Annotated in this window: 17 protein-coding genes; 10 read left to right on the top strand and 7 right to left on the bottom strand. The window is 72.0% G+C overall.

The features are described from left to right. Positions 1-1,080 (bottom strand): glycosyltransferase (locus tag ACE3O1_RS08510; protein WP_374314453.1); only part of this gene is annotated, 1,080 nt, incomplete at its 3' end. Positions 1,081-1,172: 92 nt separating this feature from the next. On the opposite strand from ACE3O1_RS08510, the gene ACE3O1_RS08505 reads away from it, so the two are divergent. The 7 genes from ACE3O1_RS08505 (at position 1,173) to ACE3O1_RS08475 (ending at position 9,648) form a co-directional block, all read left to right on the top strand. Next, positions 1,173-1,430, top strand: coding sequence for a glutaredoxin family protein (locus tag ACE3O1_RS08505; RefSeq protein WP_374314451.1), 258 nt, complete (start codon positions 1,173-1,175; stop codon positions 1,428-1,430). 66 nt (positions 1,431-1,496) lie between these two features. Next, positions 1,497-2,357, top strand: a complete 861-nt coding sequence (gene kynA / locus ACE3O1_RS08500; RefSeq protein ID WP_374314449.1) for a tryptophan 2,3-dioxygenase — start codon at positions 1,497-1,499, stop codon at positions 2,355-2,357. A 1-nt stretch (position 2,358) separates the two neighbouring features. Then, positions 2,359-3,333 carry a hypothetical protein gene (locus tag ACE3O1_RS08495; protein WP_374314447.1) on the top strand — a complete coding sequence of 325 codons (975 nt, stop codon included), beginning with the start codon at positions 2,359-2,361 and terminating at the stop codon, positions 3,331-3,333. After that, on the top strand, positions 3,320-4,582 hold the full coding sequence (locus tag ACE3O1_RS08490; RefSeq protein WP_374314445.1) for a kynureninase: 1,263 nt from the start codon (positions 3,320-3,322) through the stop codon (positions 4,580-4,582). Before ACE3O1_RS08495 ends, ACE3O1_RS08490 begins: the two co-directional genes overlap by 14 nt. Positions 4,583-4,754: 172 nt before the next feature. Continuing rightward, a complete protein-coding gene (locus tag ACE3O1_RS08485; RefSeq protein WP_374314443.1) occupies positions 4,755-6,176 on the top strand; it encodes an MFS transporter in 1,422 nt (473 codons plus the stop codon). A 56-nt stretch (positions 6,177-6,232) separates the two neighbouring features. Next, the gene (locus tag ACE3O1_RS08480) at positions 6,233-8,020 is read left to right on the top strand and encodes an aldehyde dehydrogenase family protein (RefSeq protein WP_374314441.1); all 1,788 of its coding nucleotides are present in this window, start codon (positions 6,233-6,235) and stop codon (positions 8,018-8,020) included. Next, positions 8,017-9,648 carry a GMC family oxidoreductase gene (locus ACE3O1_RS08475; protein ID WP_374314439.1) on the top strand — a complete coding sequence of 544 codons (1,632 nt, stop codon included), beginning with the start codon at positions 8,017-8,019 and terminating at the stop codon, positions 9,646-9,648. The genes ACE3O1_RS08480 and ACE3O1_RS08475 overlap by 4 nt, the downstream gene beginning before the upstream one ends. Positions 9,649-9,747: 99 nt before the next feature. On the opposite strand, the gene ACE3O1_RS08470 is transcribed toward ACE3O1_RS08475, so the two are convergent. The 4 genes from ACE3O1_RS08470 to ACE3O1_RS08455 all read right to left on the bottom strand — a co-directional run bounded on the left by ACE3O1_RS08470 (position 9,748) and on the right by ACE3O1_RS08455 (position 15,291). Then, a complete protein-coding gene (locus ACE3O1_RS08470; protein ID WP_374314437.1) occupies positions 9,748-11,538 on the bottom strand; it encodes a DUF5979 domain-containing protein in 1,791 nt (596 codons plus the stop codon). 162 nt (positions 11,539-11,700) lie between these two features. Next, positions 11,701-13,239 carry a DEAD/DEAH box helicase gene (locus ACE3O1_RS08465; RefSeq protein ID WP_374314435.1) on the bottom strand — a complete coding sequence of 513 codons (1,539 nt, stop codon included), beginning with the start codon at positions 13,237-13,239 and terminating at the stop codon, positions 11,701-11,703. Positions 13,240-13,423: 184 nt separating this feature from the next. Beyond that, positions 13,424-14,416 (bottom strand): prolyl aminopeptidase, encoded by a 993-nt coding sequence (gene pip, locus ACE3O1_RS08460; RefSeq protein ID WP_374314433.1) that lies wholly within the window; start codon positions 14,414-14,416, stop codon positions 13,424-13,426. Next, positions 14,413-15,291, bottom strand: coding sequence for a neutral zinc metallopeptidase (locus ACE3O1_RS08455; protein ID WP_374314431.1), 879 nt, complete (start codon positions 15,289-15,291; stop codon positions 14,413-14,415). The genes pip and ACE3O1_RS08455 overlap by 4 nt, the downstream gene beginning before the upstream one ends. 65 nt (positions 15,292-15,356) lie before the next feature. On the opposite strand from ACE3O1_RS08455, the gene ACE3O1_RS08450 reads away from it, so the two are divergent. From ACE3O1_RS08450 to ACE3O1_RS08440, 3 genes are read left to right on the top strand one after another with little or no spacing between them, the layout of a single operon-like run. Beyond that, the gene (locus ACE3O1_RS08450; protein WP_374314429.1) at positions 15,357-16,370 is read left to right on the top strand and encodes a malate dehydrogenase; all 1,014 of its coding nucleotides are present in this window, start codon (positions 15,357-15,359) and stop codon (positions 16,368-16,370) included. 5 nt (positions 16,371-16,375) lie between these two features. Continuing rightward, positions 16,376-18,142: a cation:proton antiporter gene (locus tag ACE3O1_RS08445; protein ID WP_374314427.1), complete on the top strand. Its 1,767-nt coding sequence runs from the start codon at positions 16,376-16,378 to the stop codon at positions 18,140-18,142. Between the two features lie 50 nt (positions 18,143-18,192). Then, positions 18,193-18,678 carry a recombinase family protein gene (locus ACE3O1_RS08440; protein ID WP_374314425.1) on the top strand — a complete coding sequence of 162 codons (486 nt, stop codon included), beginning with the start codon at positions 18,193-18,195 and terminating at the stop codon, positions 18,676-18,678. A 534-nt stretch (positions 18,679-19,212) separates the two neighbouring features. On the opposite strand, the gene ACE3O1_RS08435 is transcribed toward ACE3O1_RS08440, so the two are convergent. After that, positions 19,213-19,929 (bottom strand): hypothetical protein, encoded by a 717-nt coding sequence (locus ACE3O1_RS08435; protein ID WP_374314423.1) that lies wholly within the window; start codon positions 19,927-19,929, stop codon positions 19,213-19,215. A gap of 8 nt (positions 19,930-19,937) precedes the next feature. After that, a partial coding sequence (locus ACE3O1_RS08430; protein ID WP_374314421.1) for a protein kinase occupies positions 19,938-21,427 on the bottom strand: 1,490 nt, incomplete at its 5' end.

Genomic DNA, 21,427 nt, shown 5'->3' with positions numbered 1-21,427 from the left:
TTCGACGCCCGCACGACGAGGGGCGTAGACCACGAGCGAGTGGAACACGAACCGCACGAAGAAGGCCACGACGAGCGTGAGACCGGTCGCGAGGACCGCGGAGATGTGCCAGGTCTCGACGAGCAGCGCCATGATCGGGATGCGGATGAGCGCCTCGGCGTTGTTGAAGCCGAACGACTTCGCGAACCGCACCCACCCCGTGGACGCGGCGGCGCGCATGTCGTGGAACACGAAGTGCTCGAGCAGCAGGAAGTTGCCGATGATCGTCGTCTCGGCGGCGATGACGGCCGCGACGATGTAGTCCACGCCCATCGCGGTGAGCGCCCACACGATCGCCAGATTCACGACCGCGCCGAAGCCGCCGATGACCGCGAACAGCGACATCTTGCCGAAGCGGAGGGCGGTGAGCTGCGCGACGAAGTGCAGGCCCTGACGCACCGAGGCCTTCGACTCGCCGGCGTGCCGGTCGGCGAAGTCGAACGGCACCTCGGCGATGCGCAGATTCTTGCGCGCGAGGATCTCGAGCAGGATCTTGAAGCCGCGCGGCCGCAGCGTGTCCGCCTCGATCGCCCGGCGGTCGACGAGGAAGAACCCCGTCATCGGATCGCTCACATCGCGCAGCCGGATCGGGAACATCGCCCGCGTGAGCGCGGTGGCGACCTTCGACACCAGCACGCGGGTGCGGTCGGCCAGCCCCGTCGCCGTGCCGCCGCCCACGTAGCGCGAGGCGATCACCACATCGGCGTCGCCGCGCTGGAACCGCTCGAACAGGGCGGGGATCTCCTCGGGCGGATGCTGCAGGTCCCCGTCGATCACGAGGCACGTGTCGGACTCGGCGAGCGCGAACCCCTCGACCACCGCGCTGCCCAGCCCGCCCGCGCGCGACGACCGGTGCACGAGCGTGACGGGAAGCGAAGCGGATGCCGCGACCTCGCGGATCACGTCGGGGGTGTGGTCGGTGCTGTCGTCCACGAAGAGGATCTCGGCGTCGATGCCTTCGACCGCCGCGGTGACGCGACGGACCAGCTCCGCGACGTTGGGAGCCTCGTTGAAGGTGGGGACGATGATCGACAGCTGCACTGCCTCCCATCGTCGCACGGCACGCCTCGCGCGCGAACTCGTCACGGGCGACGCCCGGCCCCTCCCCAGGTTCCATCCGGGAGAATGGAAGCATGACCTCCCCCTCCACGATCACGATGTTCGGCGCCGACTGGTGCCGCGACTGCGTCCGCACGAAGCGTCAGCTGGACTCGCTCGGCATCCAGTACACCTACGTGGACCTCGTCGCCGACCCGTCCGCCGCCGACGTCGCGCGCGAGATCTCGGGGCGCACGAACATCCCGGTCGTCGTGTACCCGGATGCCTCGCACCACGTCGAGCCGTCCAACGACGACGTCGAGGCCAAGCTCCGCGAGCTGTCCCTCATCTGACGCCTCGACGCCGAACGGGTCGCAGGCCCTGACGAAGCGGCATCCGCTCTCGTTAGGCTTCGTTGCGTGAGCGAAGGCGTCGAACGCAACACCCGCACGATCGAGGGCTCGGTCGTCACCGACTTCGCCGACCGCATGAGCTACGGCGGCTACCTCGAGCTCTCCACGCTCTTGGCGGCGCAGCATCCGCTCAGCGACCCCGAGCACCACGACGAGCTGCTGTTCATCATCCAGCACCAGACCACCGAGCTGTGGCTGAAGCTCGTGCTGCACGAGCTCGGCGCCGCGTGCCGCCTGCTGCGCACCGACCAGCTCGCTCCCGCGCTCAAGTGCATCGCGCGGGTCAAGCACATCCAGAAGACGCTGACCGAGCAGTGGTCGGTGCTGGCGACGCTCACCCCCGCCGAGTACGCGCAGTTCCGCGGCGTGCTGGGCAACGCCAGCGGGTTCCAGTCGGCGCAGTACCGCGCCGTCGAGTTCACCCTGGGCAACAAGAACGCCGCGATGCTGCGGGTGTTCGAGTCCGACCCGGCCGCGCACGCGCTCGTGAAGCAGGCACTCGAGGCGCCCAGCCTCTACGACGAGTTCCTCAGGATGCTGGCTCGCTCGGGGTACCCGATCCCGGCGGAAGTGCTCGAGCGCGACGTCACGACCGCGTGGACCTTCACGCCCGAACTCGTGCCGCTGTTCGCCGAGATCTACGCCGACCCGCAGGCCCACTGGGCCGCGTACGAGACGTGCGAGGAGCTCGTCGACCTGGAGGACAACTTCCAGCTGTGGCGCTTCCGCCATCTGAAGACCGTCGAGCGCATCATCGGCTTCAAGACGGGCACCGGCGGGTCGAGCGGGGTGCCGTTCCTGCAGCGCGCCCTGGAGCTCACGTTCTTCCCGGAGCTCTTCGCGGTGCGCACCGAGATCGGCGGCTGACGTGCACGCCGACCCCTTCGCACTGCGGGACCTCGTCGGTCCTTCGGCGCGGGTGTGCCGCCGCGCGCTCACCGGGGAGTCCGGCGTCTCGCTGCCGCCGTTCGTCGACCACCACGTGCACCTGCACCTCATCGACGAGCATCGGCTCGCCGAAGGCGGGATCGCCGGAGTCGTCGACCTCGGCGGCGATCCGGTGGAGCTCGCCCGCCGGGGCGACGGCCTGCCGCACGTCGCGTACGCCGGGGCGTTCCTGACGCCGGCGGGCGGCTACCCGTCGGGGCGCGGCTGGGCGCCCGACGCCATCGTGCGCCCGGTGACCGACCCGTCGGACCACCCGGGCGTGCCCGGTGGAGCGGCGACGGCGGTCGACGAGCAGGCGTCGTTCGGGGCATCCGTCATCAAGGTCTCCCTCAACGCGGCGGCGGGCCCCGCGTTCGACGCGGCCATGCTCGACGCGATCGTCGCCGCCGCCCGCGTCCACGGCCTTCCCGTGGTCGCGCACGTGGAGGGCGAGGGCATGACCCGGCGCGCCCTCGACGCCGGGGTCGACGTGCTCGCGCACACGCCCTTCAGCGAAGCCCTCGACACCGCCCTGATCGCCCGGGCCGCGGCATCCGGTCAGCGCTGGATCTCGACGCTCGACATCCACGCCGCCGACCCCGCAGCCGCGCGCACCGGGTCGGCGAACCTCGCCGCCTTCGCGGCCGCGGGCGGGTCGGTGCTGTACGGGACCGACCTGGGCAACGGCGACCGCCCGGTCGGTGTGCTGGCGGGCGAGCTGACCGCGCTCGACGTGGCCGGGGTGCGCGGCGCGGCGCTCGTCGACGCGCTGAGCGATCCCTGGCCCGCGGCGCCGGTCTCGGGGGTCGCCACCTTCGTCCCCGGCCCGACTCCCCGCTCGCTCGACGATGTCGCCGGGTGGCTGAGCGGCGCCACCGTCGTCCCGTCCGAGGAGCTCATCCATGACGACCACTGACCCGCAGGCCTCGATCGCGGCGGATCTCGACGCCGAGGCATCCGCCCTCGACGCGGCCGATCCGCTGCGTCACCAGCGCGACGCGTTCGTCGGGTCGGAGACGCGGCTGGTGTACTTCGACGGCAACTCCCTCGGACGCCCGCCGCGCGCGAGCGTCGAGCGCCTCGCGCGCTTCGCGACGGACGAATGGGGCGGACGCCTCATCCGCGGCTGGGACGAGTCGTGGATGGAGCTGCCCTTCGAGATCGGCGACACGATCGGCCGGGCCGTGATCGGCGCCGCTCCCGGGCAGACGGTCGTCGGCGACTCGACGACTGTGCTGCTCTACAAGCTCGTTCGGGCCGCGTTCGATGCGCAGCACGACGCCGATCCCGCGCGGGTGGAGATCGTGGTCGACCGCGACAACTTCCCCACCGACCGCTACCTGGTCGACGGCATCGCCCGCGAGCGCGGCGGGCGCGTGCGGTGGATCGACGTGGACCTCTCGGCGGGCGTCACCGCCGACGCGCTGCGCGCCGCCGTCGGGCCGTCCACCGCGGTCGTGCTGCTGAGCCAGGTCGCCTACCGGTCGGGGTATCTGGCCGATGCCGCGGCCATGACCGCCATCGCGCACGACGCCGGCGCGCTCGTCGTGTGGGACCTGTGCCACTCGGCGGGATCGGTGCCCATCCGCGCCGACGAGTGGGGCTTCGACCTCGCGGTCGGATGCACCTACAAGTACCTCAACGGCGGTCCCGGATCACCGGCGTTCGCCTACGTCGCCGCCCGGCACCAGGACGCGCTCGCTCAGCCGATCCAGGGATGGATGGGAACGGCGGACGTGTTCGCGATGGGACCGGACTACCGTCCGGCCGCGGGGATGCGGCGGTTCCTGTCGGGCACGCCGCCGATCGTCGGGATGCTCGCGATGCAGGACACCCTCGCCCTCATCGAGGAGGCCGGGATGGACGCCATCCGGCAGAAGTCCCTCGCGCTGACCGACTTCGCCGTCCGGGTGTCCGATGCGCTGCTCGCGCCGCTCGGGGTCGAGGTAGCCTCGCCGCGGGATGCCGCCTCCCGCGGCGGGCACGTGACGCTGTCCCATCCGGTGATGCGGGCCGTCACCGCTCGCCTGTGGCAGGAGGACGTCATCCCCGACTACCGCGACCCCGGCGGGCTGCGGATCGGGCTCTCGCCCCTCTCGACGAGCTTCGCCGAGACGCTCACGGGCCTGCGTTCCGTCGAGGCCGCGGTCCGCGCCGAGTCCTGAGCCGCCGGGGCGGGCTGCTCCGCCGCCGACGGCCGACGTCGATCGCCGAGTCCCGGGATTCCGGTCGAGACCGGGGGCGGTGCCCGGGGTCTCGACGGGAATCCCCGATCTCGACGTGCGCGAGCCCGCGCCGGGCGGGGTGGGATGCCGCGCCCGGCCCTACACTGGCGCGATGAGCACCGACGCTCCCGGCGCCGGCGCGGCGGCGGCATCCGAATCCTCCGCCGTGCGCACGCGCCTGTCCCGCGGCACCATCGCCCGCTACGCCACCGGATCCCTCGGCACGGGCGGATTCGCCACGCTTCCGGGCCTCGTGCTGACGTACTACCTCACCGACTCGCTCGGGGTCGCTGCGCTCGCCGCGGGTCTGGTCATCACGCTCGCCAAAGTGTGGGACGTCGTGGTCGACCCCGTCATCGGCGCACTGACCGACCGCGATCTCGCGCGCAACGGCTCGCGGCGGCGTCTCATGCTCGTCGGGGCCCTCAGCCTGCCGCTGCTGTTCGCTCTGACGTTCGCGGTGCCGCCGGCGGTCGGTCCGGTCGTCGCGGCGATCTGGGTGCTCGTCGCCTTCACGCTGACGGCGACGGCGTTCAGCCTGTTCCAGGTGCCCTACATCGCGCTGCCCGCCGAGCTCACGCCCGACTACGACGAGCGAACCCGCCTGCTGACCTGGCGGGTCGTCGTCCTGACGCTGGCGATCCTGCTCTTCGGCGCCGGCGGCCCGGCGCTGCGGCGCACCACCGACGATCCCGTGACCGGCTACCTCGTGATGGGCGTGGTCGCGGGCATCGTGATCGGCCTCGGGATGCTCGTCGCGACCAGCGTCGCCCGACGCGCCGCGGCCGCGAATCGCGTCGACACCCCAGGAGAAGCACCGGATGCCGCGGCCCCGGCGATCCGGGAGCACTTCAGCGAAGGCATCCGGTCGCTGCGGCGCAGCGCGCCCTTCCGGGCGCTCTTGTCGACCTTCGTGCTGCAGGCGCTCGCCACCGGGCTCATGCTGGCCGGAGCGCAGTACGTCGCCACCTGGGTGCTGCAGTCCGAGGCCGCTGTCGAGCTGCTCTTCGTCGCCCTCATCGCTCCGGCGCTCTTCGCGGCACCCGCCTGGGGCGCCGTCGCCCGGCGCATCGGAAAGGAGCGGGCCTTCGCGATCGCCAGCGTGGTGTTCGGCGCAGCCGCCCTCACGATCCTGGGCATGCTGTGGGTGCCGGGCGAGTGGATCTACGCCCCCGTCGCCGTCGCGGGCATCGCGTACGCGGGCATGCAGTCGCTGCCGATGGCGATGCTCCCCGACGTCATCTCGCACGATGAGCGCACCCACGGTCCCGGCCGAGCGGGCGCGTTCAGCGGGGTGTGGACCGCCGGAGAGACGGTCGGGTTCGCGCTCGGCGCGACCGCGCTGTCGGTCATCCTCGCCGTCACCGGGTACGTCTCATCGACCGCCGGCGAGACGGTGGTGCAGCCGGATGCCGCCATCACGGGCATCGTCGTGAGCTTCAGCCTCGCCCCGGCGGTGCTGATCGCTCTGAGCCTGCTGACCTTACGCCGGTACCCGCTCCGCCGGGGCGACATCGAGTCGCAGCCTGCCTGAGATCGCGTGCCAGCGCGTCGACGTAGACTGTCAAACCCGCCCGAAGGAGAGCGCTCGTGCCCCAGGCCGCCCCGGTGAAGACTCCCACCCGCTCGTCCGCGCTGCCCGTCGAGGAGACCGCCGCGCTCGACGCGGCGATCGCCGAGCTCGCGACGGGCGCCCGCGCCTGGTCGCACCTCACGCTCGACCAGCGGGCCCGCCTGCTCGGGCGCGTGCGGACGTCGGTCGCCCTCGTCGCCGAGGAGTGGGCCGACGTCGCCGCGACCTCGAAGGGCCTCGAGCCGGGGCATCCGCTCCGCGGCGAGGAGTGGCTCTCCGGGCCCTATGCGACCCTCGTCGCGCTCGATGCGTACCGGGACTCGGTCGCGACGCTCGCGAAGGGCGGCAGTCCGCTCCAGGGCGTGAAGACGGATGCCGCACCCGGCGGCCGCCTGCGCGCACACGTGTTCCCGCTGCACGCGGTGGACAGCGTGCTGCTCTCGGGATACACCGGCGAGGTGTGGTTCGAGCCCGGCGTGACCGCGTCCGAGGCGCGGCGCACGGCAGGACTCGCCCAGCTCACGCCGACCGAGCCGGGCGGCGTCGGCCTCGTGCTCGGAGCCGGCAACGTCACCTCGATCCCCGTGCTCGACGTCGTGTACGAGCTGATCGCCCACAACCGCGTGGTGATCCTCAAGGTCAACCCGACCCAGGATGCCGTCGTGCCCGTGTTCGAGCGCGCCCTGGCTCCGCTGATCGAGCCCGGGTTCCTGCGGATCGTGCGCGGCGGCGGCGACGTCGGCGCCTACCTCGCGGAGCACCGGGGCATCGCCCACGTGCACATCACCGGCGCGACGTCGACGTTCGACGCGATCGTGTGGGGCGCCTCCTCCGGCCCGGGCGCGGCGGCGACGACGCGGCGGCGGCGGGAGGACCGGCCCAAGCTCAAGAAGCCCATCACGGCCGAGCTCGGCGGGGTGTCGCCGATCATCATCGTGCCGGGCGAGTGGAGCGGGGCCGACCTCGCCTTCCAGGCCGAGCACGTGGCGACGATGCGGCTCCAGAACGCCGGTCACAACTGCATCGCGGGGCAGGTCGTGCTGCTGAGCGCCGACTGGCCGCAGCGCGAGGCGTTCCTCGCGGCGCTGCGCACGGCTCTCGACGCCGCCCCCGCACGGCCGGTCTGGTATCCCCGCGCCGACGAGAAGCTCGCGGCCGCGGCATCCGACTATCCCGAGGCGACGTGGTACGGCGACGGCACGCGCGCGCTGATCGAGGCCGGGCCGGGCGCACCGGCGACGGCGCTCGAGACCACCGAGTACTTCGCACCGGTGCTGGGCGTGGTCTCCCTCGCCGGGAACGGGCAGGAGTTCCTCGACCGCGCCGTCGCCCACGCCAACGACGAGCTCGTCGGCACCCTGGGCGCCAACCTGCTGATCGATCCGGTCACCCAGGCGGCCCTCGGCGACGGCTTCGAGCGGGCCGTCGCCGACCTGCGCTACGGCACGGTGTCGATCAACTCGTGGACAGCGTTCGGGTTCCTGACGCCCACCCTCCCGTGGGGCGGATTCCCGGGGGCGACCCTGCAGGACGTGCAGAGCGGCATCGGCGTGGTGCACAACGCCCTCCTGCTCGACGGCATCGAGCGGGCGGTCACCCGCGGTCCCTTCCGTCCGTTCCCGCGCTCGCTCGAGCCCACGGCGCTGAGCCGCTCCGGCGGGCGCTCGTTCTCGGTGCTTCCGAAGCCGCCGTGGTTCGTCGGCTCGCGAACGGGAGCGGCGGTCAGCGAAGGGTTCACACGGTTCCGCATGGACGGGAACTTCGCCCGGCTCGCGGCCACCCTGGTGCAGGCGTTCCGGGCATGAGCCCGCGCGGGTCCGCCGATCTCGTCGCCGACTACATCGTCGTGGGAGCCGGCTCGGCGGGTGCGGCGCTGGCCGCGCGCCTGAGCGAGGATCCATCGACGTCGGTGCTGCTGCTCGAGGCCGGCGGGCCCGACACGGCGCTCGAACTGCACGTTCCCGCCGCCTTCTCGAAGCTCTTCCGCGGCCGATTCGACTGGGGCTACGACACCGTGCCCCAGGTGCGCCTCGAGGGCCGCACCGTGTTCTGGCCGCGCGGGAAGACCCTGGGCGGATCCTCGTCGCTGAACGCCATGATGTGGGTCCGGGGCTTCGCCGCCGACTACGACGAGTGGGCGGATGCCGCAGGCCCGGCCTGGTCGTGGACGTCCCTGCTCCCCTACTTCCGCCGGGTCGAGCGCACGCAGGACCCGGTCGACGACACCCAGGGTTCGGCGGGCGCCCAGTCCGTCGAGCACCAGCGGGATCCCCGACCCCACACGGCGGCATTCCTCGCCGCAGCGCGCGAGGCGGGGCATCCGGTCACTCCCGCCAATCTCGCGGCCGCTCAGGGCTTCAGCCAGACCATGGTGTCGCAGCACCGCGGTGCGCGCGCCTCGACCGCCGACGCGTATCTGAAGCCGGCGCGCCGCCGACGCAACCTGCGGGTCGTGACGAACGCGCTGGTGCACCGCGTCACCTTCGCGCACGAGGACGGCGGCCCGCGCGCGACGGGCGTGTACGTCGACCTCGACGGGGTGACCCGTCACGCGACGGCGCGGCGCGAGGTGATCCTGTCGGGCGGCGCGATCAACACCCCGCAGCTGCTCATGCTCAGCGGCATCGGACCCGCGGGCCACCTGGTCGAGCACGGGATCCCGGTGCTCGTGGACGCGCCCGGGGTCGGCGAGAACCTGCAGGACCACCTCGTGGCGGGCCTGGCGCCCGAAGCACGGGGCGGCACGCTCTATCGCGCCGAGCGCATCGGCGAGCTCGCACGGTATCTCACGACGCGGCGCGGCATGCTGACCTCGAACGTGGGGGAGGCCTGCGGATTCGTGCGCACCGCCGTCGCCGATCGCGCGGCCGTTCCCGACGCCCTCCCCGACATCGAGATCATCTTCGCGCCCGTGCCGTACGTCGGCGAAGGGCTCGTGCCGACGCCCGCGGAAGGCATCACGGTCGGCGCCATCCTGCTGCGCCCGAGGAGTCGCGGCACGATCCGGCTGGCCTCGGCCGATCCGGCGGCGAAGGCCGTGATCGACCCCGGCTACCTCACCGACCCCGACGGCATCGACGAGGCGACGATGCTCGCGGGCCTCGCCGAATGCGAGCGGCTCATCGCGACCGACGCGCTGCGCGCCGTCACCACCGGCGGCTGGATCCAGCCCGCGGGCGGTGAGCGGCTCTCGGCCACCGAGCGCGCCGAGCTCTCGCTGCGCCGCTATTCGCACACGCTCTACCACCCGGTGGGGACCGCGCGAATGGGAACGGATGCCGCTGCCCCGGTCGACCCCGAGTTGAGGGTCCGTGGAGTCAACGGCCTGCGCGTGGCCGACGCATCCGTCATGCCCACGGTCATCCGCGGCCACACCAACGCTCCGGCGATCGTCATCGGCGAGGTCGCGGCCGACCTCATCCGGGGACGCTGAACCCCGGATTTGGGGCGCCTTTCGTCCGTTGGGGCGCGTTTCGCGCGCCCCAACGGACTGGTCACGCCCCAAACCCGGGGAGGACCGGGCCGGCCGGGCTCAGTCCTGGCTGCGCACGCGTGACCGCCGCAGCAGGATGCCGCCCGCGATCGTGAGCAGGAGGGCCATGCCCGCCACGGGGAGGGCCGCGAAGTCGGAGCCCGTCGTCGCAAGGGCGGGCGGCGTCGGCTCGACCGGCGGGGGTGTCGGCTCGACCGGCGGCGTCGGCTCGACCGGCGGAGTCGGCTCAACCGGCGGGTAGGCGGTCAGCGTGTTCGTGACGGTGACCTCCACGACCGTGTCCCGCCCGATCGTGACGGTCTGGCTCGACAGCACCGGTGTGCCCCAGACGGCGCCCGTCACATCGTCGGGAGCGAGCTCCGCGAGCGTGAGGACCGCACCGACCGGGAGCGGCTGGGACTGCACCACGGTGCCGTCCGCCGGCAGAGTCAGCGTGCCGCTGCCCGCGGGGAAGCCCGGCCCAGCCGGATAGTCGTAGCTCAGCGTGAACGTGGCGTCCTCGGGGACCATGCCGGCCGCGTCGCCCTCGAGCGCCTTGGCCGCGGAGAAGACACCGGTCGCGAGGGTCGCCTCGTTGGTCAGGGTCACCGACACGACACTGCTGGCGGACACCGGGAAGTCGTTAGCCGAGAACACCGGGGTCCCCCAGTCGAACGATGCCGGCTCGGTCGGAGCGAACTCCTCGAGGTGGATGATGGATCCGGCGAGGTAGGGCTCGCTGGTCCACGTGACCCCGTCCTGGACGGTGAACTCGCCGGTGGTCACGGCGCCGCCCGGCGCCGTCGCCGTGAACGACCCCTCGAAGGCGAGTTCGGGAATCGGGTCGCCCGGCCACAGCACGTCCTTCGTGATCGAGAATCGGCCGACCTGGTCGCCGCCTCCGGTGCCGCCGCCGTCGAAGCGCTCGACCTCGTCCGACACCGTTTCGCTGCCCTGGCCCGTGACCGTGATCTCGGCGGCGTTGGTGTAGTTCTGCGCCGCACCCCCGTCGATGATGCGGGTCTGGTACACCACCCGGTAGAAGTACCCGGGCTCGCTCACGAACGTTACGGTGGCGTTGTCGGCCGAGACCGTGTAGTCCGCCGTGGGCTTGGGCTGCCACCCGATGGGGCCCGTCTCCCCGTCGGGCTGCACGCCCGTCTCGTTCGTGTGCCGGACGAACGTGCCGGGAAGGATCTCCTGCCCCGGACCCGGGGTGTCGACCACCGTCACCGTCTCACCGCCGGCCATGCCGGTCGCCGGAGCCTCGACCCCGACCACCCACGTGATGGTGTCGGTGTCGCGGTCGTAGGTGCCGCGCTTGCTGTTCTCGGTGCCCTCGAACACGCAGTCCGGGCACGCGCCAGGAGTGACGATGACCGTCGTGGAGACATCCCCGAAGTCGTAGGTCACCTCCTGCTCCTCGGTGACCTCCGTGGTCACCTGTGCCCAGAAGTTGAACGTCCCGGAGATGTTGAGCGGATGCTCCGCCAGATAGGCGCTGTCGAGGTCGCAGAAGATCTGCGTCCCGGTCACCGTGCACTGGCCCATCTCGGTGGCGCCGTCGGGGGTCAGCAGGGGGAACTGGTCGGGGAAGCCCTGCAGCCCCGCCGGGAGCGGCACGACGAATCCGGCCGGCGTCGCCGGGTTGTCCGGCAGCTCCCAGGTGCCCTCGAGTTCGGCGAGCTCACCGGAAACCACCGGGGTTTCCAGGAACGAGATGGAGGTGACGGTCGCCTCCGTTGCGTACGGCGGCGCGGCTTGCGCTCCGATCGCTCCGGTGACGGCCACGGCGAAACCGGCCAGGACGGCCAGTGCCGCCGTCAGGCGGCGGCGCACGGGGGAAGACATGGGGCCCTTTCTGCGGAACGCCAGAAGGTGACGGCATCCCACGCATGACTAGACCCGCAGAGCGCGCGAGCATGACGCGCGTGCCCGATGTTCGTTTCCGGGCACGGCCCGCGCACGACGAAGCCCCGCCGCGATCACGCGACGGGGCTTCGGGAGGAACGGTCAGCGGCCTCCGCGGCGGCTGCCGCCGTTCTGGCGGACGACCGAGCCGACCATGAGCTTGCCGGTGCCGCCACCGGATGCGCGGCGACCGGGCGTGCGCGGGTTGCCCTGCGCCGGCTGCGACGAGCGCGTGTGACCGGCGCTCTGGTCGGAGCGCTGGTGACCGGACTGGGCGCGATCCTGAGTGCGGCCGGCGCTCTGCGAGCGGGCCGAGGCATCCGTTCCACGACGCTGACCGCCGCGACCGGCACCACCGCCGCTGCCGCCGTTCTGGTCGCGTGCGGCGCGCTTGCGCTGCGCGTTCGCGCCCTGGCTGCGACCGCCGCCCTGTGCGGGGCGGTGCACCGGCTCCGGCTTCACGTACGGCGCGACTTCGCCCACGAGGGCGGCGACCGCGGTCGAGTCGGCGCTCACGGCGACGGGGGCGACCGAGATCGCGGCCTTGCGCAGCAGCTGCGCGACGTCCTTCTCCTGACCCGGCAGGACCAGGGTCACGACGGCGCCCTCGGCGCCGGCACGGGCGGTGCGACCCGAGCGGTGCAGGTACGCCTTGTGCTCCATGGGCGGGTCGACGTGGATGACGAGCTCGACGTCGTCGACGTGCACGCCGCGGGCGGCGACGTCCGTCGCGACGAGCACCTTCGCGGTGCCGGCGGAGAACGCCGCGAGGTTGCGGTCGCGCTGCGGCTGGGACAGGTTGCCGTGCAGGTCGACGGCGGGGATGCCCTGGGCGGTCAGCTGCTTGGCGAGCTTCTTCGCGTGGTGCTTGGTGCGCATGAAGAGGATGCGGCGGCCCGTGCCCGACGCGAGGGCGGTGACGACATCCTTCTTGGCGTCGGCATCGGCCATCGTGAACACGTGGTGGGTCATCGCGGCGACGGGCGAATGCGCCTCGTCGACCGAGTGCAGCACCTCGTTCTGCAGGAAGCGGTTCACCAGCTTGTCCACGCCGTTGTCGAGCGTCGCGCTGAAGAGGAGGCGCTGGCCGCCCGAGGGGGTGGCATTGAGGATGCGGGTGACGACCGGCAGGAACCCGAGGTCGGCCATGTGGTCGGCCTCGTCGATGACGGTGATCTCGATCGCATCGAGGTGCGCGTAGCCCTGCTTCATGAGGTCTTCGAGGCGGCCGGGGCACGCGACGATGATGTCGACGCCGGCGTTCAGCGCCTGAACCTGGCGGTTCTGGTTCACCCCGCCGAAGATCGTGGTCGTGGTGAGGCCGTAGGCCTTGGCGAGCGGTGCGAGGACCGCGTCGATCTGCGTTGCCAGCTCGCGCGTCGGCGCGAGCACGAGGCCGAGCGGCCGGCCCTTGCGGCGCGATCCACCGGCGAGCGAGCCGCCGAGGCGGGCGACCATCGGGATCGAGAAGGCGAGCGTCTTGCCCGAGCCGGTCTTTCCGCGGCCGAGCACGTCGCGGCCCGCGAGGGTGTCGGGGAGCGTGTCGACCTGGATCGGGAACGCGGTGGTCTTTCCCTCGGCCGCGAGAGCGGCGACGAGGGGCTGGGGCACGCCGAGCGTGCCGAAGGTGACGTCAGTCATGGATGGAGTGTCTCCGGGCACGCGCACGCGCCCTGGTCGGTGGCCGGTGGCGTATCTCGCCCACGGGTCGCCGTACGAAAGTTTTCAGCCGACGGCGTCCTGCGGGGCGTGGCCCGGGTGACGGCGGCGAGGGAAGCGTTCTACGACGCAAGAAGCGCGATGACGCGCTGCAAGTCCTTCTACCCTACCAGGGCGGGGCGGCCGCTTCCTGAGCGAAGCGGTCCGTCGCCGCACGCAGCGCGCGGGCGATGCCCGGCTCGGATGCCGAGTGCGAGGCATCCGGAACCATCACCAGCTCCGCTTCCGGCCAGGCACGGTGCAGATCCCACGCCGTCATCGGCGGGGTGCAGACGTCGTAGCGGCCCTGCACGATGACCGCGGGGATGTGGCGGATCGCGTCGACGCCGGCGATGAGCTGGCCTTCCTCGAACCACCCGCGGTGGACGAAGTAGTGGTTCTCGATGCGCGCGAACGCCGTCGCCGCGGCGGGCTCGGTCATCGTGTCCACGAGCCCCTCGTCGGGCAGGAGGGTGAGGGTCGACGCCTCCCACCGCGACCACGCGACGCCGGCCGGCGTGTGCACCGCGGGATCGGGGTCGAAGAGCCGGCGGTGATACGCCTCGATCAGGCGTGAGCGCTCGAGCACCGGGATCGGGGCGATGAAGTCCTCCCACAGATCGGGGAACATCGCCGATGCGCCGCCCTCGTAGAACCACTCCAGCTCGTGCCGGCGCAGCGTGAAGATGCCGCGCAGGACGAGCTCGGTCACGGCGTCGGGGTGGGCCTGCGCGTACGCCAGGGCGAGCGCGCTCCCCCACGATCCGCCGAACACCTGCCACCGCGCGATGCCGAGGTTGCGGCGCAGCAGCTCGATGTCGGCGACGAGATGCCAGGTCGTGTTGTGGCGCAGATCGGCGCCGGGCTCGCTGGCGTGCGGGGTCGAGCGTCCGCAGCCCCGCTGGTCGAACAGCACGATGCGGTAGCGCTCCGGGTCGAAGAACCGGCGGTGCCAGGGTGCGGTGCCGCCGCCGGGACCGCCGTGGAGGAACACGACCGGCTTCCCCTCGGGGTTGCCGCTCTCCTCCCAGTACACCCGGTTGCCGTCGCCGACGATGAGCTGCCCGGTCTCGTACGGTTCGATCGGCGGATAGAGGATCGCATCGAGGTGTTCGTTCATAGGCTTCCCCCCGGAATGCCGAAAGTCTGGCAGGCTTCCACACCGCTGCGGTACCCGGTCTGGAACCAGCGCTGCCGCTGCTCGCTGGAGCCGTGCGTCCAGCTGTCCGCGTTGACGACGCCGCCCGACTCCTGCTGGATGTGGTCGTCGCCGACGGTCTGCGCGGCATTGAGCGCGTCGGCGATCTGCTGCTGCGTCGGCGCTTCGAGGAAGGGTACCCCGTTCTCGTCCACCTGCTCGGTCATGTCGCCGACCCAGGCGCCCGCGAAGCAGTCCGCCTGCAGCTCCATGCGCACGCCGTTGCTGTCGGGCCCGGTGCCGTTGTCGGGGTTGTCCGCCATGATGCCGGTGATGTTCTGCACGTGATGGCCGTACTCGTGGGCGAGCACGTACAGCTGGGCGAGCGGTCCGGCCGTCGCGTCGAACTGCTGGCGCAGCAGAGCGAAGAACGTGGGGTCCACGTAGACGTTCTGCTCGGGCGGGCAGTAGAACGGCCCGGTCTGGTTCGACGCCGTCCCGCACTGCGTGCCGGTGGACCCGTCGACGATGATCAGCTGCGGCGCCTGGTACCCCTGCACCTGACTCTCCCAGTAGTCGTCGAGGGCGAGGGATGCCGCGGCCAGCCGGCAGTCGTCGCGCGCGTTCGCGTCGGCGCCGGTCTGGCAGTTCGCGATCTGCGTCCCTTCGTCGTCGCCGCCCGCAGGCGCACCGCCCACACCGCCGACGAGCCCGGAGATGTCGGTGCCCGTGAACAGCTGGAACAGCAGCACCGCGATCGCCGCGATTCCGGCGACGCCGCCGCCGGCGATGGCCGCGCCGCCGCCACGCCGCCGTGCGGTGTTGCCGCCGACGCTGGCGTTGTCGTTGAACGTCATGGCCTCACGGTACCCCGGGCCCCCATTCCGGGCGAGGACGCTTGACACGGCAATAGGCTCTGGGCATGGCGAGCGAACCCACCACCGTCACGATCACCGGGGCCGGAGGGCAGATCGGCTACGCGCTGCTGTTCCGCATCGCGGCCGGCGACATGCTCGGCGAGGGCCGCCCGGTGCGGCTGCGCCTCCTCGAGATCCCTCAGGGGCTCCGGTCGGCCGAAGGCGCCGCGCTGGAGCTGCAGGACTGCGCATTCCCTTTGCTGCACGGCGTCGAGCTGTCCGACGACCCCCGAGTCGCCTTCGAGGGCGCGGACATCTGCCTTCTCGTGGGGGCCCGGCCGCGCGGGCCCGGCATGGAGCGCGCGGACCTGCTCGCGGCGAACGCGGGCATCTTCGGACCGCAGGGCGCCGCGATCGGCGAGGTCGCCGCCGACGACGTGCGCGTGGTCGTGGTGGGCAACCCCGCGAACACGAACGCGCTCATCGCCGCGGCATCCGCTTCTCCCGGCGTTCCCGCCCACCGGTTCACCGCACTCACGCGCCTCGACCACAACCGCGCGGTCGGTCAGCTGGCCGAGGCGCTGGACGCCCGTCCGGGCGACATCGCGGGAGTGGCGATCTGGGGCAACCACTCCGCGACGCAGTTCCCGGATGCCGCGCACGCGACCGTCCGCGGCGAGCCGGTGATCGACGCGCTGGCCACACGCCTGGGCGGCGTCGAGGCGGCGCGGGCATGGCTGGACGACGTGTTCATCCCGCGGGTGGCGCGGCGCGGAGCAGAGATCATCGAGGTGCGCGGCTCGTCGTCGGTGGCGTCGGCGGCGAACGCCGCGATCGAGCATGTGCGCGACGAGCAGCGGGGCACGGGCGGCCGCACCACGTCGGCCGCCGTGGTCTCGCGCGGCGAGTACGGCGTGCCCGAGGGCCTCGTGTGCTCGTTCCCCGTTGTCTCCGACGGCGAGGGCTACCGCGTGGTCGAGGGGCTCGACCTCGACGAGCGGGGGCGCGCGCGGTTCGAGGCATCCGTCGCCGAACTCGAGGCGGAACGCGAAGCGGTCGAGGCGCTCGGGGTGCTGTAGCCGCCATGGAGCTGCTCGTCCTCGCCATCCTGGGCATCGTCGTGATCGCTCTCGCGACGGCGGTCGCGCCGAAGATCAACATCGCGGGGCCCCTGATCCTGGTGCTGATCGGGATCGGCGTCGGGCTCCTCCCGTTCGTGAGCGTTCCGCAGGTGAATCCCGAGTTCATCCTCGTCGGCGTCCTGCCGCCGTTGCTCTACTCGGCCGCCGTCGCGCTGCCCGCGATCGAGTTCCGCCGCGATTTCGGGCCGATCGCGGGGCTGTCCTTCCTGCTGGTGATCGTCAGCTCGATCGTGATCGCGGTGTTCCTGCTGCTCGTGATCCCGGGCCTGAACCCGGCGATCGCGGTCGCTCTCGGGGCGATCCTGAGCCCGACCGACGCCGTGGCCACGTCGATCGTGAAGCGACTCGGAGTGTCGGGGCGGGTCGTGACGATGCTCGAGGGCGAGAGCCTGCTCAACGACGCGACAGCGCTCGTGCTCCTGCGCACGATGATCGCTACCGCCGCCGTCGCCACGGCCGGCTCGGTGGGCGAGGACGCCGGGACGAGCGTCGGCTTCCTGCCGGCCTTCGCATGGGGAGTCCTCGTCGCGGTGGTCGTCGGCGCGATCGTGGGATATCTCAACCTGCGGCTGCGGTCGCTCATCGGGCACTCCGCCGCGAACACGGCGATCGGGTTCGTCATCCCCTTCGTGGCGTACCTCCCCACCGAGGAGCTCGGCGGCTCGGGGCTGGTCGCGGCGGTCGTCGCAGGCATCGTCACGGGTCAGGGGTCTGCGCGCTGGTTCACGCCCGAGCAGCGGATGTCGGACGAGCACAACTGGCGCACGATCGAGGTCATGCTCGAGGGCGCGGTGTTCCTGCTGATGGGTCTGGAGCTCAAGGAGATCGTCACCGGCAACGTCGAGCGGCACGACGGACTCGGCACGGGCATCGGCATCGCCGCCGGTGCGCTCGGCCTCCTGCTGATCGTGCGGGCGGCGTACGTCGCCGTGCTGGTGTGGGCGCAGAGCCGGCGCGCGCGCGGCCGGCAGCGCCGGCGACTGGAGCAGATCGGCGAGCGCATCGACGAGATCGCGGCGGCGCCGACGCTGCCCGCGCGTGGCCGCGGGCGAGGTCGGGCGCGGGCGACGGACGATCCGCGCGCCCAGCGGCGGCTCGCCTCGATGCGCTCACGCGTCGCACGATCGCTGAGCGACCTGAACTACTACCAGGCATCGCCGCTCGGCTGGAAGCACGGAGCTGTCATCGTGTGGGCCGGGATGCGCGGCGTCGTGACGCTCGCCGCCGCCCAGACGCTCCCCGACGAGACGCCCGAACGGGCGCTCCTCGTCTTCGTCGCGTTCGCCGTCGCGGTGGGGAGCCTGATGCTCCAGGGCTTCACGCTGCCGTGGGTGGTGCGGATGCTGCGACTGCAGCCGGCGGGCGACGGGGCCCTCGATCGCGCCGAGCAGGGAGAGCTCGACGACCGTCTGCGGGAAGCCGCGGCATCCGCTCTCTCGGCCCCGGGGCTCCGGAGGAGGGACGGCAGCCCGTTCCCCGCGGAACTGCTGCAGGTGGTCGGCAGTCGGCTCCTCGACCCGCCGGACGACGAGAGGACCGCCGCGGCCCGCGATGCGCTGGAGCTTCGGCTCGCGCTCATCGAGGCGATGCGGTCTCGGCTGAACGAGCTCTCCTCGGGCGGGGAGTTCAGCACCGCCGCGCTGCGCCACGCGCTGGCCGAGCTGGACGCCGACCAGCTCAGCCTCGAGCTGCGGCTCGACGAGGCGTGACGCGCGACGCGGCGTTTCGGGAGAGAATGGGCACGTCGAAGGGGCATGACATGAGCGGTGCGGGCGCGGAGCCGGTGCGTTCACCGTCGGTGCGCGCGCCGGGCGAGGCGGCCGCCGAGACCGGGCCGCTGCATCTGCCCCATGCCGCTGCGGAGTGCCCGAAGTGCTTCACCGAGCTGCAGCGGGACCGCGACTGGTGGCTCGCGCGGCCCGCCGGCGCCCGGCTCGTGGGTCTCGTCGTCTCCCGTGACGACATGCCCTCGGTCGTCGATCAGCGCAACGACCTCGCCCGGTTCGGCGTGCCGATCGAGGGGTTCCGGCATCCGGCTCCTGAAACGCTCGAGTCGTGGGAGGAGCGCCTTGTGCGCCTGTTCGGCAGGCTCGGGCGCGGTGACGTGCTCGTCGTGGCGAATGTGCACGCGCTCGGGCGCGACATCGACGAGGAGACGCGCACCGTCGCCGAGCTGCATCGGCGCGGCGTCGTCGTGAAGGTGCTCAGCCACGGCGGGCGCCACCTCTACGACGCCGGTCGCTGATTCGGGGGGCTGCCGTTTGGGCGGTGTCTTGCCTGCCGTCAGGGCGGTGTCCTGCCGTTTGGGCAGCATGGTGCGAAAACTGTATGTGAGTTCGTGCTCACACACCCCAACCCCGCCCGACATCCCCCGAGCCCCGACTCGCCCGGCCGAGAGCCTAGAACGAAGGCTCGACGCCTCGGAAATCCGTCGTTTGCGCGCCCTCGGCGAGCGGAAGCCGGGGCTCAGAACCCCTATGTGAGCATGAACTCACATGCGTCCTGGGGGCGCGGACACAGGACTGTGTGAGCGCCAACTCACATGGACACCTGTGAGCACGAACTCACATGCGTCCTGGGGGCGCGGACACAGGACTGTGTGAGCGCCAACTCACATGGACACCTGTGAGCACGAACTCACATGCGTCCTGGGGGCGCGGACACAGGACTGTGTGAGCGCCAACTCACATGGACATCTGTGAGCACGAACTCACATGCGGTTGCAGGAAGGTTCCGCATCTCGCCGCCGTCGAGAGCGCCCAGCACACGGAGCCCCGGCTCAGGCGTCGTCGTCGGCGCCGGCCTCGCGCTCCTGGTCGAGCAGCGGCAGGTCCTCGCGCGTGACGAGCCGCGCCGCGATCGCGTGCTCGATGAGCCGCACCCGCCGGTTGGTCGCATACGAGCGCACGCCGCCGCGCATCCCTGGCACGCCGATGCGGTCGAGCTTGTCGCACACGTTGTCGAGCTTGCGATTGAAGCGCGTGAGGGTCCAGCCGAGCCGCTCCGCTGCCTGCGCCGACGTGGGGAGCTCGCTCATGCCGGTTCCCTCGCGGCGCAGCACCGGCTCGGCCAGGGCGAGGATCATGACCCGCTGGGAGTGGGTGAGCGGCACGTCGCCGATGGTGCTCAGGCCGTCGTCGTCGCCGAACGACTGGGTCTCCCGGAAGGCCGGCTCGGCGACGTGGATGGTCAGCTCGTACGTCGTCGGCCCGGCGCTGAAGATCACCGCGGTCGCGGCGAAGACGAGCGGCAGGCGGGCGCCCGGAGCAAGCCACGCCTGCACGCGCCCCCCGGTGTCGGTGACCGTCGCAGACAGCCGGCTGCCGACATTGGACAGCAGCCACAGGCCGCCGACGTTCTCGATGGTCAGGAAGTGGCGATGCAGGAAGAGGTTGTCGTCGATGGCGAGGTCGCCCTCGCGGCCGACCGTGAACACCGCACCCGGTTCCACGGTGAAGGCCTCCCCCGCGAACTCCACGGTCAGCTCGTCAGTCATGCTGGCGCTCACGGCGCGCACCCCCTCACCGGGTCGGACGACTGTCCGTTCTCCCGGACGATCAGCACCTCGACGCACGTGGTCCCCGACGGATCCGCAGGCACCGTGGCCTCCGTCGCGGTCATCGGCTCGAACTGCGGCTCCTCGTCGGGACGCGTCACCACGCCGACGAGGTAGCGATCACCCTCCTGCGGGTCTGGATTGGTCCAGGTGAACCGCACGCCGTCCGCGACGGCGGTGCCTGCGAGATCTTCCGGTTCAGGCACCACGGCCGACACCGGATCCTGCGGCACCGACGACGTCGAGGGAGTCGGCACGGCGTCCGCCCCTCCGAGGATCCCCGGCAGCGACACCCCGACGATCACGGCGACCACGACGAGCGCCGCGGCGCCGACGCCGATCCACAGGCCGGTGCGAGCGGGCTTGCGCTCCGCCTGCCCGGGTGCGGGCGCGGTCGTCGGCGCGGCGGGCTGAGGGGGGATGGATGCCGGAGCCCGCGCCATGGTGACATCCCCGCCGAGCGACACCTCGACGGGACCGCGGAGGCGGGTCTCGGCCGCGGGCGCCGCGGGCGGCACAGTGCCGCGCAGCACGGTCTCGCCGTCGGCGGGCTCGTACACCGGCGGCACGGCGGGTGCGCGCGGGGACGGCGGCGCGGTGACGGCCGAAGGCCGCGTCGGACCGGCCGCGGGCGTGGTCTGCGGATCGATGCTCACGACGCCGCGCACCCGGGTGAGGCCCTCATCCTCGTCCTCCACGACGTCCTCGGCCACGCCGTCGTCGAGGATGTCGATGGCGGTCACCGAATGCGACAGCTCGATCTGCACTTTCTGCAGCGCCCGCGCGAAGGCGATCGCCGACTCGTAGCGATCGCTCGACGACTTGGACATCGCGCGCTCGAGCGCACGCTCCAGGGAGGTCGGAGCATCCGCCCGCCCCAACGGCGGAAGAGGCGTCATCTCGATGCGCTGGATCAGCTCCGCGGCGGTGTTGCGCTGCCCGGGGAACTCGAACGGCGACCGGCCCGCGAGGAGCGTGTAAACGGTCGCGCCGAGCGCGTAGACGTCCGAGCGCGGATCGCTGCGGGGAACGTCGGCGAACGACTCCGGCGGCGACCAGGGGATCGACAGCCCCGCCGACTCCGCAGCCGCGCTCGTCGTGGAGGCGATGCCGAAGTCGGTGAGCGCCGGCCGGTTGTACTCCGTGACGAGGATGTTCGCCGGCTTGATGTCGCGGTGCAGCACCCCCGCGCGGTGCGCGGTCTCGACCGCCGCAGCGACCTGCACGCCGACGCGGAGCGACTCGGCGACCGAGAACGGCTCCCGGCGGTACCGCACCTGCAGGTTCGGCTTGGGGCAGTACTCCATCACGAGGTACGGCCGCCCGTCACGGGCGACGCCGGCCTGGTAGATCGTGACGATCGCAGGGTGGGTCGAGAGCATCGCCATGACGTTGGCCTCGGCCGTGAACTCCTCGACCGATCCGCTGGACATGCGCT

It is taken from the genome of Microbacterium sp. (genome assembly GCF_041909575.1).
Classification (GTDB): Bacteria; Actinomycetota; Actinomycetes; order Actinomycetales; family Microbacteriaceae; genus Microbacterium.
The sequence above is the reverse complement of the archived record's forward strand: the minus strand, read 5'-3'. Positions and strand labels throughout refer to the sequence as shown.